Origin of the sequence: Pseudoalteromonas phenolica (assembly GCF_001444405.1) — a bacterium.
Classification (GTDB): Bacteria; Pseudomonadota; Gammaproteobacteria; order Enterobacterales; family Alteromonadaceae; genus Pseudoalteromonas; species Pseudoalteromonas phenolica.
This window is the reverse complement of record NZ_CP013188.1, coordinates 672,800-688,164: the sequence shown is the minus strand read 5'-3', so window position 1 is coordinate 688,164 and position 15,365 is coordinate 672,800. Positions and strand designations below refer to the sequence as shown.

General features: G+C 39.2%; 20 protein-coding genes. 2 read left to right on the top strand and 18 right to left on the bottom strand.

Annotated features, from left to right (window positions below; genetic code table 11):
* Positions 1-28: 28 nt before the first annotated feature.
* The 12 genes from PP2015_RS20155 to PP2015_RS20105 all read right to left on the bottom strand — a co-directional run bounded on the left by PP2015_RS20155 (position 29) and on the right by PP2015_RS20105 (position 6,997).
* Entirely contained in the window at positions 29-448 is a 420-nt protein-coding gene (locus PP2015_RS20155) for a hypothetical protein (RefSeq protein WP_058032283.1), read from the bottom strand.
* A gap of 104 nt (positions 449-552) precedes the next feature.
* Positions 553-681 (bottom strand): hypothetical protein, encoded by a 129-nt coding sequence (locus PP2015_RS22150; RefSeq protein WP_257720523.1) that lies wholly within the window; start codon positions 679-681, stop codon positions 553-555.
* Between the two features lie 199 nt (positions 682-880).
* Complete coding sequence (locus tag PP2015_RS20150) at positions 881-1,465, bottom strand: alpha/beta fold hydrolase (RefSeq protein ID WP_058032282.1); 585 nt, start codon at positions 1,463-1,465, stop codon at positions 881-883.
* Positions 1,466-1,634: 169 nt separating this feature from the next.
* Entirely contained in the window at positions 1,635-2,060 is a 426-nt protein-coding gene (locus PP2015_RS20145) for a VOC family protein (protein WP_058032281.1), read from the bottom strand.
* 126 nt (positions 2,061-2,186) lie between these two features.
* Complete coding sequence (locus PP2015_RS20140) at positions 2,187-2,633, bottom strand: energy transducer TonB (protein ID WP_058032280.1); 447 nt, start codon at positions 2,631-2,633, stop codon at positions 2,187-2,189.
* A gap of 406 nt (positions 2,634-3,039) precedes the next feature.
* Positions 3,040-3,231: a DUF4177 domain-containing protein gene (locus PP2015_RS20135; protein WP_058032279.1), complete on the bottom strand. Its 192-nt coding sequence runs from the start codon at positions 3,229-3,231 to the stop codon at positions 3,040-3,042.
* Between the two features lie 34 nt (positions 3,232-3,265).
* Positions 3,266-3,715 carry a hypothetical protein gene (locus tag PP2015_RS20130; RefSeq protein ID WP_058032278.1) on the bottom strand — a complete coding sequence of 150 codons (450 nt, stop codon included), beginning with the start codon at positions 3,713-3,715 and terminating at the stop codon, positions 3,266-3,268.
* 94 nt (positions 3,716-3,809) lie between these two features.
* Positions 3,810-4,253 carry a hypothetical protein gene (locus tag PP2015_RS20125; RefSeq protein WP_058032277.1) on the bottom strand — a complete coding sequence of 148 codons (444 nt, stop codon included), beginning with the start codon at positions 4,251-4,253 and terminating at the stop codon, positions 3,810-3,812.
* A 491-nt stretch (positions 4,254-4,744) separates the two neighbouring features.
* Positions 4,745-5,362 (bottom strand): LysE family translocator, encoded by a 618-nt coding sequence (locus tag PP2015_RS20120; RefSeq protein WP_058032276.1) that lies wholly within the window; start codon positions 5,360-5,362, stop codon positions 4,745-4,747.
* Positions 5,363-5,485: 123 nt separating this feature from the next.
* Positions 5,486-5,788, bottom strand: a complete 303-nt coding sequence (locus PP2015_RS20115) for a hypothetical protein (protein WP_169792735.1) — start codon at positions 5,786-5,788, stop codon at positions 5,486-5,488.
* A gap of 95 nt (positions 5,789-5,883) precedes the next feature.
* Complete coding sequence (locus PP2015_RS20110) at positions 5,884-6,120, bottom strand: hypothetical protein (RefSeq protein WP_058032274.1); 237 nt, start codon at positions 6,118-6,120, stop codon at positions 5,884-5,886.
* A 346-nt stretch (positions 6,121-6,466) separates the two neighbouring features.
* Positions 6,467-6,997 (bottom strand): tellurite resistance TerB family protein, encoded by a 531-nt coding sequence (locus PP2015_RS20105; protein WP_083496698.1) that lies wholly within the window; start codon positions 6,995-6,997, stop codon positions 6,467-6,469.
* Positions 6,998-7,073: 76 nt separating this feature from the next.
* Here PP2015_RS20105 and PP2015_RS20100 point away from each other — a divergent pair, with 76 nt between their 5' ends.
* The gene (locus PP2015_RS20100; RefSeq protein ID WP_058032273.1) at positions 7,074-7,379 is read left to right on the top strand and encodes a hypothetical protein; all 306 of its coding nucleotides are present in this window, start codon (positions 7,074-7,076) and stop codon (positions 7,377-7,379) included.
* Positions 7,376-7,768 carry a hypothetical protein gene (locus PP2015_RS20095; RefSeq protein WP_058032272.1) on the top strand — a complete coding sequence of 131 codons (393 nt, stop codon included), beginning with the start codon at positions 7,376-7,378 and terminating at the stop codon, positions 7,766-7,768. The genes PP2015_RS20100 and PP2015_RS20095 overlap by 4 nt, the downstream gene beginning before the upstream one ends.
* A gap of 14 nt (positions 7,769-7,782) precedes the next feature.
* On the opposite strand, the gene PP2015_RS20090 is transcribed toward PP2015_RS20095, so the two are convergent.
* The 6 genes from PP2015_RS20090 to PP2015_RS20065 form a co-directional block, all read right to left on the bottom strand.
* Positions 7,783-9,123, bottom strand: a complete 1,341-nt coding sequence (locus PP2015_RS20090; RefSeq protein WP_058032271.1) for a sensor histidine kinase — start codon at positions 9,121-9,123, stop codon at positions 7,783-7,785.
* Positions 9,124-9,162: 39 nt separating this feature from the next.
* The gene (locus PP2015_RS20085; RefSeq protein WP_058032270.1) at positions 9,163-10,494 is read right to left on the bottom strand and encodes a sigma-54-dependent transcriptional regulator; all 1,332 of its coding nucleotides are present in this window, start codon (positions 10,492-10,494) and stop codon (positions 9,163-9,165) included.
* Positions 10,495-10,569: 75 nt separating this feature from the next.
* On the bottom strand, positions 10,570-11,778 hold the full coding sequence (locus PP2015_RS20080; RefSeq protein WP_058032269.1) for an ABC transporter permease: 1,209 nt from the start codon (positions 11,776-11,778) through the stop codon (positions 10,570-10,572).
* Between the two features lie 12 nt (positions 11,779-11,790).
* Positions 11,791-13,104 (bottom strand): ABC transporter permease, encoded by a 1,314-nt coding sequence (locus PP2015_RS20075; RefSeq protein WP_058032268.1) that lies wholly within the window; start codon positions 13,102-13,104, stop codon positions 11,791-11,793.
* 1 nt (position 13,105) lies between these two features.
* Complete coding sequence (locus PP2015_RS20070) at positions 13,106-13,810, bottom strand: ABC transporter ATP-binding protein (protein WP_058032267.1); 705 nt, start codon at positions 13,808-13,810, stop codon at positions 13,106-13,108.
* Positions 13,811-13,899: 89 nt separating this feature from the next.
* Positions 13,900-15,156 carry an efflux RND transporter periplasmic adaptor subunit gene (locus PP2015_RS20065; protein ID WP_058032266.1) on the bottom strand — a complete coding sequence of 419 codons (1,257 nt, stop codon included), beginning with the start codon at positions 15,154-15,156 and terminating at the stop codon, positions 13,900-13,902.
* Positions 15,157-15,365 lie beyond the last annotated feature (209 nt).

The following is a 15,365-nucleotide window of genomic DNA, read 5'->3' as shown; positions in this document are numbered from 1 at the left end:
ACGAAACAGATTTAAATTCAGTTCAGCGTTATATGTTCCGTTCTGAACACTCATCTTTCGATACATAAATGCGACTAAAGGTCTTGCTTGGTTCATCCTGATATTTAATATGCATACTTATATGATAACCCTCTTCAAATTGATCATCATAATTTGAGCTTTGGCAGATATAGTTTAATGCCACCTCATCATAGTGAGATTTAAACTCATCAATATTTTTTTCATTTGAAGTAATACCCGAAACTGTTAACGCTAACGTGAAATTTTTATCTGTCACACCAACGCTGTCTAAGGCGAGTTGCTCATCTTTAAAAGGTGTGATTTTCTTAATTTCACTTGCTATTGTTTTAACATAACTAAGTTTCGAATAACCATAATAACCCGCTGCAGCAACAGCTAGAATTACCACTAATGCGATTTTTTTGCTCTGTGAAACTGTTTTAGACATATAACCAAATTTCCCTATGTGTATTAAACCTTTGTAACTTGATAAAGGTCGTTTTCTGAGTTTTAGCGCGGTACAAACAGGTCCAACTTCGCAAAATTGATGCGTTAATCTTCTTTTAGATAAGGCGATTGCACCGCGTATTGATGATACTGTATTACGAACTCTACTGCTTGGGCAAGAGTTTCTGGATAAGGGACGATTTCGTCGCTATTTTTGTTTGATTTTTCCACCATACAAAACTTACAACTTGCTCAAGATACTAACTAATTTGTTTACTATGATTTCTGGTGAGTGAGTTGGAACATCATGAGTGCTGCCTTTAGCGACAACTAGTTTACTACTACACTTTTAAGACAACTTTTTGTGTGCACCTTTCCATTCATTGACCTATTTTGAGGATGACCATTCAGGTTTTTCCGCTGAAATAATGAATCAATTTTTCCTATACTTGTTTCGAAGATTTTTTACCAAGGCATATGTTTCTGCTAATCCCTCTGTCTCGCGTGTTAAGGCTTTACCTAAGTTATTATTAGGCAGCTGAGACAAATCAATATTTTTCAACTCTTCTTCTATTCCACCCATTGAGTCGATAAAGTCAACTGTGATCGGATCGATGAACACTAATGAATTCAGTGAGTTTGAATATTTGGCGCCATACATTTGCATTAAGTAATACGCATAGGCGTGACCCACATAAACGAATGAATCTGCATAACCTAACTGCTCAAGCCCTTTCTTCAGGCCATCGACTTCGCCATAAATATCGTAAGAAGATTTAGGCAACTCACTTAAACCATAACCAGCTCTGTCGTAGGTAATAACAGCGTTCTCTATTTTACCGGATAGTGTTTCAACTATGATATTCCAGTGGGAAGAGTCTACACCGGATCCCGACTCAAAGACGATTGCCGGTTTAGTCCCTGCTATAAAATTAAAGCTAAGGTTATACTCTCCTACATCAATGAAAACTTGTTGGAGTTTTCTTTTTTCATCCAGACTATATGCTGATATAGGCAAAAAATAGATATAGCTGTGAAGATTAAGAATACAAATCGTAGCATGTATGTTGGAGTTCCTTTTTAATAGAACGCTTTAAGCACCGCAGATTTTACTTAGTGATTTTGAATTCATAGCAGAATAAAAACAACACAGTAAAATTTGCCCAATGACTCAATTCGCCATGCTATTACACAACAGACTTATCGTAACACACTAACTCTACAACGTTATTCTCTGGATCTTTGACATAAATCGACCTCCACTGACACCAATTATGTTCAGCGGTGATAACCTCACACCCTGCATTCTCTAAGCGTGTTTTTTCAGCTAAATAATCTTCTGATGAGATTTCTAGTGCAAAATGATGCAGGCTAGAACATGCCGATTCAACTGTTGCGATGTTGTCATTCACAAATGCTCTGGGTAACTCTTCAGCAAATAAACCTATTACTTGTGTATGACCACCATACCCATCTGCAATTTTAAAAAATGCCACCTTAGGAAATTCTTTAATCAGTTCAAGACCAATAATGTTAGAGTAGAACTCTTTCATTTTATCCAGATCGCGAACTCTTAATACTGTTTCACCTAACCCTTTAATTGCAGGATTCATATTTTTCTCCTTAAAACTATCGCCCCGAATGAGGCTATTACATTAAATTAGAGGCAGGTCTTGAAGCGTGCAAAGCTTGCACAAAGCAAGACCTAAAATCATGATATTATTATAAAATTATTGTCTTTAAATTTTACGAGCTGGACAATTTTCAAGGTATTCAATGTCAGTTGGATTTCTACTTGTCGTAAAGTCCAAACGAACAGAAGTTAAGACAGGGATACTATCCTTATTTTTTTCAGTCGCCTCCCACTTCCATTTAGTTAATGCTGCCGCGGCATTCTTATCAAAAACGCCTTTAGGGAATGAAGATCTCACTTTATAACCCTTAGCCTTTCCGTTTTGATCTATGCCAACAATCAAGTCAACACAACCAGATATATTTTTCTTAGCTGCTGAAACCGGATATCTTGGTTCGACTCTTTTAACGACAGTCCAATACTCTTCAACAAGTTTGACGTGTTTTTTCGAAGACAAGTCTAAGTAATTCGATTGAGCTTGTTCAGTTTCCGGTGTTGATGAACACGCAGCCAAAGCAAATGTTATAGGAATTAATAAGTAAGATTTATGCATTGCTCTCTCCTTAGTTTTATTATTCTATTTTGAGGGATATCAGAACTAACTCATAATAAGCGCTAATAATCTACTGAATTTAGCATATTCAAAAGGTTGTTAGTTTTATAATTTACCTTGAACGTTTCAGTGAAAAATATTTATTTAACCATTCTTAATAAGAAAAATAAGAAACCAATAACTGCCAATACGAAAACTATAACCATTATTGTTAAAGTCTTAGATTTTCGCATTGAGCTCAACAAGGCCAACTCAGTGTGGGGGGTAAACAAATCGACAATACCATTAGATTTGTGATTCTTAGGATGTCCATTTTTCATATTAACATTAATCTCCGACTCGACTTATCGTTTAGCTAACACTTGCCACCTGTTGTTTAGCCACTGGTAATATAAATCCATTTACCTTATTTAGGTCGTTTTAAAATAGCAATTGCTGCAGTATTATTGCCTAAACTTCCCATATTGAACTCTAGTTCAACAAGCTCCCAGCCATTATTGCCCAAACTATTTAAATCATCTTGTAAGGCTTGCGCATCAATTTTTGACGAAAATAAACTTTGGTACCCGAAATGAACTGTTTTGTATTCCCTCTTCATTAATTGAACTCCGTTTTATAGATTTTTTATTGCGCTATTTTAAAATTATTCTAGAACTACGGACTTCTTTTTCGGTAGCTTTAGGTTGCATAGAAGGATTTAATGGGTACTCAAAACCATCAAAATTTAAAACGACTTGACCAACACCGCCAGTAGACACCACTAAATTGCTCCACCCTTTATTTTTAATCGGCGAGACTAATACCGGCTTTTTAGTGATCATAACTTTAGATTGAAATTTAAAGCCTTCTTTAGTACCAACAAAAACAAATGATGTGCAACCACCTGAGCCACACCAGTTTCTGTCGTTAAGGTAAACATAAGCATCTTTTATACCGTCATTGTTTAAATCAACAAAAGCAAATTCATAATTAACTTCATCCATATTAAAGTGTGAATTCAATGCTTTTTTTAATTCAATCTCACTTTCTGCATAAGTCACGGTAGTAAGTAATAATGTCAATATAGCTATAATTTTTCTCATAGCATTCCTTTATGCCCAACTGATGAAAAAAGAGGCTAAAATTAGCGGCGAAAGAGCATTGGCCTGCTGTTTTGCGTCCTTGTCTAGGCAGTTGTTATATCTTTATTTTTTTGTAGAAACTCGATTTATAAAATTGATACATACCTTCCCCATTAGATTTCCACCCCTCAGATTTTGTAGACACCCACGCCCTTTTACTAACCTTATCATATTTACTGCTAAGACTAGCGTCGACACGTAAGTTTATTCCGACAAGCCTTTTACTATGGCTGCTATTATTCATATCATCATAATCACATTTTTTATTTGAGAACTTTATATCCCAGTTTTCGGGACCCACTATATTAACTGAATAATTGGCACTACAAGGAGGAGCATCAGAAGAAAGGCCCCAATAGACCTTCTCTTTCGTAAAAGTAAAGCTCCCATAAATAGCTTGACCACTTCGGCTTACAGCCTCCCAATTGCCGATAGGAAACTCAGCAGATGAATTGGCAATATTAGAAATTCCTAACATTGCCAATATAATATATTTCATGCGTAATCCATTAAAAATGTAACGCCTCAGTTAAAAGGCAAAATTTAGTTGGCTATAATGTAAAGCGGAGCGAAACCAGCCAACTGAATTTTGTCCGCGTTGACGACTTTGTTATGCGTTGACACTCAAATTTAGAAGCGCTTGCGCCTGCACTATTAAGCCAAACTTAAAATTAAAAAACACTCACCAAACCCAAAATTGCAAAGAAGCGTTCGACTGGTGAATGACCTTTCTAGTCACAGCTTAAATTGAAAAATGAAGAGCCAAGACCAACTTAAAACTTGATTACGTCACTGTACCTAAAAGCTGATTTGAAGAAAAGACTTGAAGTAAAAACTGCATTAAAGACAGCGATTTAAAGAGACGCATAACGCCCTGTTAAGGTGTGAGCAACGCAATACCAATGCCGCCGCATACCACCTTAATCACTTAAACCAACGCATAGTAAAAATGCCACACGTTGCGAATCACTCTTAAACAGTTTGTTAGTTTTATTGCTGGCGACTCAGTAACAAGCTTGCTCCAGACATAGCCAAAAAAGTTGCACAACCTCTATTGAAGCGCTTTGCCATTTTCGGCTTCGTAAACCACTGCCTTAAGTACATTCCAAATATCGCATAAATCGATATTGCACCCATTTCTAAAACTAGGAACGTAGCCCCTAGAGCGAAGAACTGTTCATTTACATTCTCTGAAACATTGACGAACTGTGGCAGAAAGGCGGTAAAGATTAAGATCGCCTTTGGATTACCGGCGGCTAGCAAAAATTCTTGTTTAGCTAAACCCAATTGGTTGCGAGTATTTTCTAGTTCAGAAACAGGACTTGCTGCCGAACGCCAAAGATTAAAGGCAATCCACAACAAATAACCAGCGCCCACAATTTTAATCGCTAGAAATAGAGTCTCAGAAGCATAGAGAACAACTGCTAAACCAGAAGCAGCCAAAGCAATCATTACTGCGAATGCAGCAATACGACCAAGTCCAGCAATAAAAGCAGATTTGAAACCGTAACAACGAGCATTGTTCATGGACAATAGATTGTTTGGACCAGGAGTCATATTGAGCGCAAAACACGCAGGTATAAAGAACAATAACTTCCAGATTTCCACAATACTTTCTCCATAAAACTAACGCCTTAATAAACGGCGAAAAACAGTAGGCTAAAATAAGCGAAGAATGAGCGCAAGCCTGCTGTTTTGCGTCCACTGTTTAATTAATTTGTTATGTTTAAATTAACTCAAACGGGTAATTATTTTTGCGGCCAATTTGTCTATTAATTTGCTAGGTGCAAACGCTAAAAATAGGCCACTTATTGGAAATAAACAGGCAAACAACACAGCCGATATTTTTGTACTTTTTTCTTTAGTCGGGATTCCGTTGACTTCAATTACAGCATTCGGATCGAGCGCAGCTTGTGCAAAGAAGAATACTAGTAGACACCCTATTAAAATAAGTATGCCCCCAGCAAGTCTGCTAAGCCCAACTATGACATCAACTCTTTTCTTTAATTCTGCGTCCATACTCTCTTTAAACATAACGCCGCAAATAAACGGCAAAAAATAGTTGGTTAAAATTTGTGAGGTACGAACAAAGCCAACTGTTTTTTGTCCGCGCTTTTTAATTTGCTTTGTTAGTGTTCGTTTTTTGACTTTATCAAGAATTTTAATGCGCCATACTTAACAAATGGCGACATGACATAAGCAAGCAACACCGAATCAGCAACTAAAATCCATGTGAGAACAACCGACTTATCTTCAGAGTTACATAACTCTTTAAAGAGTATTTCAAAGCAAACTCCATCCGGTGATGACAAAATATATATTGCCACGCCGAACAAAGTTAATGCGATAAGCACTCTTTTGAACATTTCCTCTCTGAGTTGTCGGCTAGCTCTAATTCTCAACTAAAACTCCAAGAACACTAACAGCTTATTCTCTCCCAAATTGTCTGAATAAATACCGACAAAACGGGCTATATTACGTGTCCCAATATTCACACAGGAAAAGTTCATTGTAAACATGAGTTTAGAATGTCCAATTTTGCGCAGTTGTGAAAATTGGACAAAACGCGCTGTAATAATGTTATGCGTCAAAAACCAAAGTCTGTATATAAAAACAGTGTTTTATTTTGCTTTTTTGTGGGGTAATTAAATTGATATGAGTGCATTATGATTGAGGGCTGAGAGTCTAAAAAAGATTTTAAAGAGAACCTAGCTAGTTTGCCAGACTCTCTTGCACACGTATTTTTGCGGCCACAAAGTCTACATGTGCAACATACATCAAACTCGATATTTTACGAATGATGTGATCTTCATAATCATCTAAATGGCCATCTGCAAAAGCAACGTGCCATAACAACTCGATCACTTCCATGCGCTCTTCGTAGCTTGTTTTCGCATTTACTTCTTTTACAAATTGGTGCAAATCTAGCGCAGCTTCAACCATAGGTCTTACTTTATCAATGAGCGCTTTAACTTGGCTTGTATCGAGTTCACATTGTGTTTTTAAAATGTCGGCAATTTTATCTAATTCCGATTGCTCAATTTTACTGTCAGCGCGCATGACTTCAACTAACAGAGCTGCAAGCCCAGTATTAAAATCGATTGAATTCTCAGGCTTGTTGGTTTGCTGTAATTCATTACTGAAATCAGCTAATAATGCTTTAAGCTTTTTAAACACAAGTATGTCTCTGATTATTTTATATAGTTTGATTATATCTCTGTTCTTAAGATTATACCGACTCATAAACATTTTCTTACAGTATTTAGACATTCGATAACATACACTCCTCGTTCTGATACTTAAAATTACATGGATGCATATGAGAACGCTTATCTCAGCACTACTTTTGACTCTATTAGCGGGGTGCGTTTACGTGCCAGAAAACGCGCATAGCTATGATGAAAAATGTAATGTCATGCGTAAAAAGAAGGTGTTGGCACTAGAAGAAGCAATCCCCATGGCAAATTGCTCAAACGAAGCATGTGCACTATTAATGGCGAGCTATGGTTTAGTGACTGCAGCTAGCTTTGTGGTATCAGGTAGTATTGTGGTTATTTCTAATACCGTATATTGGCTCGAAAAGCCCTCTGATTGCGAGCTAACAAGCGAAGGGGTTAAGTCATGAAACTAAACAAACTCACTTTGATTGTCATGCTCCCTCTTGTTCTTTCAGCCTGCATTAAGAGCAAAAAGTATCAAGAAGTATATACTGAAGAATGCAATGTACCTTATAAAGTTGTAAAAAGCAGGCCTATTCCACCGGAACACTTAACTGACTTCAACCCTAAAGATATTATAATCCATGGTGCAGCATTAGCATTAGCACAAATGCTTGAAGTTTCATCCGATTCAATACAGCAGCAAACTTATTATGAAGAATTTAAAAAAGCTTGCGCCGAACAGGGAGTAACGATAAGTCAGAGACCGACCGAAAGACGTGTCTATTTAAACAAAAGACCCTCATCTCGCAAAGAAATAAACTCAAACTCTGACCTCAGCGAAATAGAAAGATAAAATATAAGCATAGCTTAAGGAATAAACACCTGAACAACTAGGCCCGTTTTCCCATCACCTCGGTTATGCAAACTTAGTTGACCATGATGGGCTTCTGCGATTTCTCGACAAAGCGCAAGCCCCAAGCCGCTTCCACTTGCTTTGGTTGAATAAAAAGGTACAAGGGCATTCGCCATAACCGCTTCACTCATACCTTTGCCTGCATCACTCACGCTGAGTAATGTCCCTTGAGATTTAGCTTCAATTTTTACTTTAATCTGTTCAGCTTCTGAGCCCGATTCGTGCGCATTTTTAAGCAAATTAATAAGAAGCTGCTCTAGCTGAACTCTGTCTGCAAAGCATTCAAAGTTTGGGATATCCCCTTCAATACTAAAAACCCACTCTTGCTTAACACTGTTCAATAAACTCAACCAATCAATTACTTCGAGTTTTGGTTGAGGCAATTTGGCAAACTTGCCGTAACCTTGAACAAACTCATTTAGGTGATTTATACGCTCTTGCATGGTTGAAAATACTCGCCCCAGCCTTGGTTCATCGAGGTTTTGCGTCAGTATTTTTCCACTGTGCAGCATAGATGACATAGGGCCCAATGAATTATTCAGCTCGTGGCTGATAATGCGTATTACCTTCTTCCATACTGCCACTTCTTGACGACTCAGTTCACGTGTAAGCTGTTTAAAAATATATAAACGGTGACTATGGTTATTTAACAAGAACTGTCCGGTTGAAAGGTGCCAAGTTTGGGCTTCGTCATCTTGCTTTAACTGACTATCGTTTGAATGTGCGTGCTTTAGGTGAAATAGTCCATCTCTGCCTGCTTCCATCGCATTTTGAATTTGCTCACTGCCAAAAGCATAGAGTTCGTAGCGAGTCAGACCTTCAAGTTTCTGCTCACACTTAAATAACAGTTTGGCACTGTGATTACTAAAGACCACATGGTTATTACTATCTATTAAAACCAGCGCCTGCGGAGAAGACTGCAACACTTTATCGAGCATCAATTCACGCTGATAAATCCATTGTTTTTCTTGTCTTAGTTGCTCGGCGGTTTGGTTGTAAGTATGGCACAAGCGCCCAAGTTCATCGTCTTCACTATATGCAAGCAAACTCGAAAACTCACCATCTTTGAAGTTTAACAAACCCGTTTCTAACGCTTTAATGCCTGAGTTAACCGGTTGAGTAATCAGACCACTCACAAACCAAGCTGAAACAACGGCTAAACCCAAACTAATCAGGCTGAGTGTACTTGATGCGCCAAGCACAAGTAGCACGGGCACTAACGCCAACACCACACTTAAAACTGTTGCTAACTGCAATTTATGTCTAGTACTGAGATTGGCCGTGAGTGATTTCATAAAGTTTACGTTTTAGTTTTAGTTTTAGTTTTAGTTTTATTAATAGTCGATTTCGAATTTTTGTAGGCGTCTATATAGCGCTTGTCGTGATAGCCCAAAATGTCTTGCTACTTTGGCTACAACCCCTTGATATTCTCGCATTGCCGCCTCGATTTCATCTTTATTGGGTTCTTTGTTTGTATTTAATTGCGTTACGTTTTGTGTTTGGTTCAAACCAAAGTCGGTAAACTCCAGTGCACCCTTTGGCTTTAAAACAGCAGCCCGCTTACAGGCGTTTTCAAGCTCTCTGACATTTCCCGGCCAAGCATAGCTCGTCAAAGCCTGCTCAGTGGCTAATCCAAATTCTCGCTCTGGCAAGAAGTGTTTTATAAGTGGAACGATATCGTCTTTTCGCTCACTCAGCGGTAGCAGCCTGAGCTCTATGACATTCAGTCGGTAATATAAATCTTCTCGAAACCTGCCAGCTTTTATGTCTTGTAATAAGTCAGCATTAGTCGCCGAAATAACCCGTACACTGACCTTTTGTGTTTGCACTGATCCTAAGCGCTCAAACTCACCCGTTTGCAAAACTCTAAGAAGCTTCATTTGCCCTGACGGAGGTAAATTGCCAATTTCATCTAAAAATAACGTGCCGCCATCAGCAGCTTCAAAACGGCCAATACGCTGTTTATTAGCGCCTGTGTAGGCACCCGCTTCTGCGCCAAATAGCTCGGCCTCGATTAACTCACTGGGCAATGCGCCTGCATTTACCTTAATAAATGGTTTATCTGCCAGAGCAGAGTTTAACTGTACAATTTCGGCAATACGCTCTTTACCACTGCCGTTTGGCCCGGTGATCAATACCGACACATCTGACTTAGCCAGTTGCAATGCCATATCGATCACTCGTTCCATGGCTGTACTCGCATACACAAGGCCAGCTAGGTTTGCCTGTTCATGTACTGAGTGTCGCTCATCTTGTTGCCGATTAAATGTATCGTTGTCTTGCTTGGCTTTACCCAGTTCAATCAGGTTTGCAATGCTGGTCAGTAATTTATTGTCATCCCAAGGCTTAGCAATGTAATCTGCTGCGCCCGCTTTCACTAACTCTATGGCGGTTTCTAGCTCTGTCCATGCGGTGATCAAAATAATGGGTAAATGCGCATTGAGTGCACGAAGTTGATAAAAGAGATTTTTGCCTTCTTCACCCGATGTGGTGTCAGCGGTAAAGTTCATGTCTTGAATAGCTAAGCATATACGTTGATAGCGAACAACTTGCTCAGCTTCGAAAGGGGTGTGTGCTGTCACAACATCATAACCATGTATTTCGAGCAATAGCGATAACGCATCAAGTACAGCTTGGTTATCGTCAATGATGAGTATTTTGTCCATGTATTTTCTTTTTATTATTCGTGCTACACCAAAGGCTTGAGTGTAGCACGAACTAAGAGGTTGAGTATTTAGAAGTTAAATTGTTCGTGTTGCGATACTTGGGTCGATATTAGCCGCACGCCTTGCAGGACCAATTACCGCTAATAAACTCATCACAAAAACGGCAACGGCTGTTATTGCAACATACCAATTCGATAACGCAGGGACTGAGTAATTCGCCATTAATTGTTGCCCCAGCAACACTGCACCACATACACCTAATACTAAACCTGCAATACAAATTAGGCTGTTTTCGACCACAAAGTAGCTGATAATCGCTGATTTGCGAGCTCCTAACGCGCGTCTTGTACCAATTTGCTTCGTGCGCTTATTAATATTAAACAAGGTAAGGCCAAAAATACCTAAAGCTGTCACTAATACTAGTACGCTGATCAGTATCACTAGCATACGCATCATTAATCGGTCTTCGGCAACATAATCTGCTTTTTTCTTATCTAACCCAGCTAAATCTTGTACTACCCTTTTGCTGTAGTTTTTATGAATAAGCGACTCGATTTGTTTCATAACTTCAGCGCGTCTACCAGCTTCGGTTCGTACTAAAAACTTATTGAATTTTTCAATACGAACATAAGGAATAATCACAGATCTGTCTTTACGTTCTTCATTCTTCATCCAAGGACCTTTCATCATGCCTACAATACCAATGACTTTATAAGGCTTTGTACCTGAGTATATGAATTGACCTAACCCGTCACCATTTGGAAATAACTCATCCATTAAAGCTTTTGTCGCCAGAACAACATTAGCCGATTGAGTATTATCCAGATCATGTGCGACTTCTGATTCAGTAAAATTGCGCCCTTCAACTAACTCTACACCAAAGGTATTTAAAGCATGTTCATCTGCGGTAAAGTAGCTCGCATTGACTGATTTCGCCTTTTCTGGCACTGGTTTTAGTCTGTAACTCGTCGAAGAGCCCCCTCCAGATAAAGGAATAGCATTAATCGTTACAGCATCGATCACACCGGGTAATGCACGAATGCTGGCTTCATCAAGCTCAGCTTGTTGAGCCAAATCTACATCTGTACCAAAAGTCATCACATTAAATTTAAATATGTTTTCCTCTTGATAACCCGTTGGTTGATTTAAGTAATCTAATCTATCTTTAATTATAAACGCCGCATTACTAACAATTGCTGTGGTAATTGCAATTTGTATTAGTAATAAAACTGCACCTACTTTAGAGCGAAGTAAGGCATTAAAAATTGGTTTAATCTCAAACATAATTCGTGTTCCTTACTGACTCTTTAAATATGTCGATGGTGTGGTTTTACATACCAACCATGCTGGGTACATACCCGCAACAATGCATGCTGTTATAGCAATAACGGGAGCTGCAAATAGCATTGATAAGTCCATATTTGCTAAGTTACTGTAGTAATCATAACTGTGCCTTATACCCCATAAACCTAACTGTGCGACCAAAATACCAATCAATCCACCCATCAAACCTAACATGGCAACTTCAACAATATGCTGATAGAAAACCTGAGTTTTGCTCGCACCTAGCGCTCTTCTTACGCCTACTTCCGGTGCTCGTTTTAAGAACTTAGCAAGTAACAATCCCAGAATATTGGCCAAACAAACGGCCAAGAACATAAAGCTCAATGCGACAAGGATTTTGTTGTCTTCATTCACGACTTCAAAGTAAGTGATCCATTCATTGACATCTTTGAGACCGTACTCCAGTTTAGCTCGTTCGAAACGGCCCAACTTTTTCTGTTCCTGCATGTAGTTCATCAGGTAGTCACCAAACGCTTTCTTATCTTCTTCAGAATTCAGCTCAATCCAAAATTGCAACCATACATGCTCTGATTGCATCTTATTCGTGAAATTTCTCAGGTCTTCATTTTTCCAACCATTGGTATTGCCCCAAGTGTCAATCTCATACGCTTTTATTAAAGAGAAAGGCAAAAAGATTTGTTCTGGCTCGTTAAACGCCCCATTATTTAGGTCGTAGTATTTAATATTAATTTGCCAATCAGCGATAACACCGGTCACCTGAACATTCAAATCGTCTAAATAGAAACTCTTACCAACGCTATTGTCAGTACCGAATAATTTCTTACTCATACTTTGCGAAATCACCGCAACAGGGGTTGCACTTTCTTCTTGTTCTGCACTCCAAGGCGCACCATGTTTAAATGACAGATTAAACATTTCAAACGCTTGTCTTGATGCTAAGCGACTTACGGCCATAAAAGGTTGAAGCTTGTCTGAGTCTAAGTGTACAGAAAAACCACTTTTCATTAATGCTGTACGTTTATAAGGTAAATCAGCATTTTGTAAATTTTCTGCATCTTGATAAGTCAATTGATAAGGTAAGTCATCGGGCGTCCACCAGCTTGATTCCTCGTCCATAATCTGCAGCTGAACGGCATGCAGTTTGTCACTCTTTTCAGGAATAGGGTCCATCGACATCATGTGGTAAACCGACAAGCTGGTCATCGTAATACCAATACCAACCCCTATGGCAATCACCATTAACAGGCTTACTAGCGGCGTACGTTTAAAGCTCCGCCAACTTAAATCTATGTAATGACTGAACATATTATGCTCCTACTGCCATATTTGGATTGCCCTGATATAACGTAAAATCAGCAAGTTGACCGTCAACAACCTGTATATTGCGAGGTGCTCGACGAGCAAGCTCCGCGTCGTGCGTTACCATGATAATGGTGGCGCCATCACGGTTAATTTGTTCAAGCAACTCCATGACCTGACGTGCCATTAAACTATCAAGATTACCTGTTGGTTCATCAGCTAATAAAAAGCGCGGTTCACCAGCCAGCGCTCGAGCAATGGCAACACGCTGCTGCTGACCACCAGAGAGTTGCTGAGGTAAATGCTTAGCACGGCTAGCTAGCCCCACTTGCTCCAAACACTGTTCTATTCTGCGTTTACGCTCAGCCGCTTTGATCCCACGATAACGTAAAGGCACTTCAACGTTTTCGTACAAGTTTAAGTCTGGAATGAGGTTAAAGCCTTGAAAGATAAAGCCAATTTTTTGATTACGTAAGTCCGCACGTTGATTGTCATTCAGTTTGCCAACATCAATGCCATCCAATAAGTATTCGCCACCAGTGAAGGGTTCTAACATACCTGCAATATTCAAAAAGGTGGTTTTACCTGAGCCTGATGGGCCTGTTACCGCAATAAACTCACCTTCTTCAACATTTAAATTAAAGTCACGTAATGCATGTGTTTGAACCATCTCTGTTTGATACATCTTGCTGATATTATTCATTTTTAACATTGTTCTTTCCTTTTTAATTCGGTCTATATTCTGTTGATGATGCCTAAATGTGTTTGTTGTTACCTCTGTAATACTTATCTCAGCAGCTCTTATCTCAACAATACGGCATCGGCATTTTTAAATGTGTCATAATTTGAAATGATGATTTCATCGCCTTGTGCAAGTCCACTTAACACTTCTACATGGTTAATACTGGTGACACCTGTGTTGATTTCGATTCGCTCTGCGCGTTCGCCACTAAGCTTGTAAGCCACATAGCCACCTGCATTCATGAAGCCACCGCGTTTTACCATCAGAACATCGCTGCGGTTTTCTAATAAAATGCGCCCGGACAAACGTTGATTTTGACGAATATTGCTAATATCACTTTGGTTAAAACGCACACGCGTGGTAACTTCACGGTTATTCACTTCTGGCGAAATGGCTGACAAAGTGCCTATAACTAACTCAGTACCCATTTTCAACTCTACTTGCATCCCAATCCCTAAATCATTGGCATAGCTTTCTGGCACTTGTAACTCGGCTTCAAAAGCAGATAAATCAACTAAGGTAAGTAAGGCTTGGTTTTTAGTCACCATAGCTTTAGGTTGCACCAGCAAGTTACCAACGATGCCCGATACACTGGCTTTCACGTTTAAATTACGAACTTTTCTTTGAAGTTCATCAACCACCAGTTGCTGTCTAGCAACTTGGCTTTGCGATGATTGTAACTCAAACGCCAAGGTATCTTTGGCGAGCTCAACCTCTTGCTGTGCATGTTTAAAGGTCAGCTTAGCTTTGGCTAGATCATCGACTGCTTTTTCTAAATCAATTTGACTGATCAGGCTTTTCTCAATTGACAGTTTTGCTCGGCGGTTTTCACGCTCTGCGGCGCTGAGTTCTACTTGCGCCATGTCTAATGTTTTATTAAGGGTTAAAGTCTGGCGCCTTGCTTCTAGCTCACTTCTGGCAAGTTCGCCTTGAAGCCTAGCAAGCTCTGATTCTTGTTGCTTTAAACTGTTATTCAGCTCCGGACTTTCTACCTCTGCGATCACCTGTCCCTTTTCTACACTGTCACCTGCTTTTACTTGCAGCGTGACAAAGCCTTGCTCAGGGCTGTAAGCTTTTGGTGCATTAGCAGCAACTATTTTACCTGTTGTAGCGATATCTCTGACTAGGTCACCTTTAATGACCGTCGCAATTTGTAGCTGTGCTTTATCAACAGACTGACTGACATTATCGGTATTCATCATGGCGTAGCCTGCCCAAGTAACAAGCGACAGCACACCAGCAATCAACAGTACAGGTTTTAGTTTTTTAGGCTTATGTTGGACCATTTGATCTTGGCCACTGGTATCTCTGATCATACTCATTCCTTATTGATTTAAAAATTGCTCGGTGCAGCTGATAAGTAATGACATCAACAACATCAAAAGGGGTGATACAAAAAAAGCGGTCGTTAAAATCATTGTCTAGCTCCTGAGCCTATAATGTCTAAATAGATACCAAGACTGTGCCAAACTTTAAAAACCAATTTTTTCAAAAGGTTATGAATAATTAGGTTTTTGTACGCTTG

Excerpts from the sequence above, each read along its gene's own strand:
- PP2015_RS20130 (WP_058032278.1), bottom strand. The coding sequence starts at position 3,715 with ATGAGAAAAATTATAGCTATATTGACATTATTACTTACTACCGTGACT.
- PP2015_RS20075 (WP_058032268.1), bottom strand. The coding sequence starts at position 13,104 with ATGTTCAGTCATTACATAGATTTAAGTTGGCGGAGCTTTAAACGTACG.
- PP2015_RS20095 (WP_058032272.1), top strand. The coding sequence starts at position 7,376 with ATGAAACTAAACAAACTCACTTTGATTGTCATGCTCCCTCTTGTTCTT.
- PP2015_RS20145 (WP_058032281.1), bottom strand. The coding sequence starts at position 2,060 with ATGAATCCTGCAATTAAAGGGTTAGGTGAAACAGTATTAAGAGTTCGC.
- PP2015_RS20115 (WP_169792735.1), bottom strand. The coding sequence starts at position 5,788 with ATGTTTAAAGAGAGTATGGACGCAGAATTAAAGAAAAGAGTTGATGTC.
- PP2015_RS20090 (WP_058032271.1), bottom strand. The coding sequence starts at position 9,123 with ATGAAATCACTCACGGCCAATCTCAGTACTAGACATAAATTGCAGTTA.
- PP2015_RS20085 (WP_058032270.1), bottom strand. The coding sequence starts at position 10,494 with ATGGACAAAATACTCATCATTGACGATAACCAAGCTGTACTTGATGCG.
- PP2015_RS20065 (WP_058032266.1), bottom strand. The coding sequence starts at position 15,156 with ATGATCAGAGATACCAGTGGCCAAGATCAAATGGTCCAACATAAGCCT.
- PP2015_RS20080 (WP_058032269.1), bottom strand. The coding sequence starts at position 11,778 with ATGTTTGAGATTAAACCAATTTTTAATGCCTTACTTCGCTCTAAAGTA.
- PP2015_RS20110 (WP_058032274.1), bottom strand. The coding sequence starts at position 6,120 with ATGTTCAAAAGAGTGCTTATCGCATTAACTTTGTTCGGCGTGGCAATA.
- PP2015_RS20070 (WP_058032267.1), bottom strand. The coding sequence starts at position 13,810 with ATGTTAAAAATGAATAATATCAGCAAGATGTATCAAACAGAGATGGTT.
- PP2015_RS20125 (WP_058032277.1), bottom strand. The coding sequence starts at position 4,253 with ATGAAATATATTATATTGGCAATGTTAGGAATTTCTAATATTGCCAAT.
- PP2015_RS20140 (WP_058032280.1), bottom strand. The coding sequence starts at position 2,633 with ATGCATAAATCTTACTTATTAATTCCTATAACATTTGCTTTGGCTGCG.
- PP2015_RS20155 (WP_058032283.1), bottom strand. The coding sequence starts at position 448 with ATGTCTAAAACAGTTTCACAGAGCAAAAAAATCGCATTAGTGGTAATT.
- PP2015_RS20105 (WP_083496698.1), bottom strand. The coding sequence starts at position 6,997 with ATGAGTCGGTATAATCTTAAGAACAGAGATATAATCAAACTATATAAA.
- PP2015_RS20135 (WP_058032279.1), bottom strand. The coding sequence starts at position 3,231 with ATGAAGAGGGAATACAAAACAGTTCATTTCGGGTACCAAAGTTTATTT.
- PP2015_RS22150 (WP_257720523.1), bottom strand. The coding sequence starts at position 681 with ATGGTGGAAAAATCAAACAAAAATAGCGACGAAATCGTCCCTTATCCA.
- PP2015_RS20100 (WP_058032273.1), top strand. The coding sequence starts at position 7,074 with ATGAGAACGCTTATCTCAGCACTACTTTTGACTCTATTAGCGGGGTGC.